Origin of the sequence: Candidatus Infernicultor aquiphilus (assembly GCF_002784285.1) — a bacterium.
Classification (GTDB): Bacteria; Atribacterota; Phoenicimicrobiia; order Phoenicimicrobiales; family Phoenicimicrobiaceae; genus Infernicultor; species Infernicultor aquiphilus.
Map to the genome: position 1 here is coordinate 1,872 of NZ_PFKO01000323.1, position 577 is coordinate 2,448.

A 577-nucleotide genomic window follows, 5' to 3' on the forward strand; every position below is an offset into this window, starting at 1 on the left:
CATCATAAAGTATAGGTCGAGGATTATCGGTCATTCCTCCGTCTACAATTAAATATTTTTTAAGACCGGTTATCTCCTTTATTGCACCGATAGTGTAAATGGTTATCCCTGCTTCTCCAATAATCGATCTTCCCGGTTCAATTAAGATTTTGGGCCTAGGTATATCATTTTTTATTGCCTCGTTTTCTAAAGTATCTACCATTAAGTTTACAAAATATTCAATAGAAGGTGGCGTATCAGATTCAAGATACTTTACTCCCAGTCCTCCACCTAAATCTAAATTTGTAGAATCTATCCCTGATAAGCTTTTTATTTTTTTGATCAGTTTTACCATTTCTCTAACGGCAAGAACATAAGGAGATAAGTCAAAAATTTGAGAGCCAAGATGACAATGTAAACCGTCATAGATAAGGTGTTTTTTAGATAAAACTTCTTTCATAAAATCGGGAACTTTATGGATACTAATTCCAAATTTTGAATCTACCTGACCAGTCTGGATGTATTTATGGGTATGAGTATCGATGCCTGGTGTTACGCGAAGCATTATTTTAACCTTGGTATTTAGTTTTTCAGCCAA

Annotated in this window: 1 pseudogene; it reads right to left on the bottom strand. The window is 34.3% G+C overall.

Annotated elements, in window-relative coordinates:
* Nucleotides 1-544: pseudogene (locus COZ07_RS09005) on the bottom strand (diaminopimelate decarboxylase); the annotation flags it as partial.
* Between the last annotated feature and the right edge of the window lie 33 nt (nt 545-577).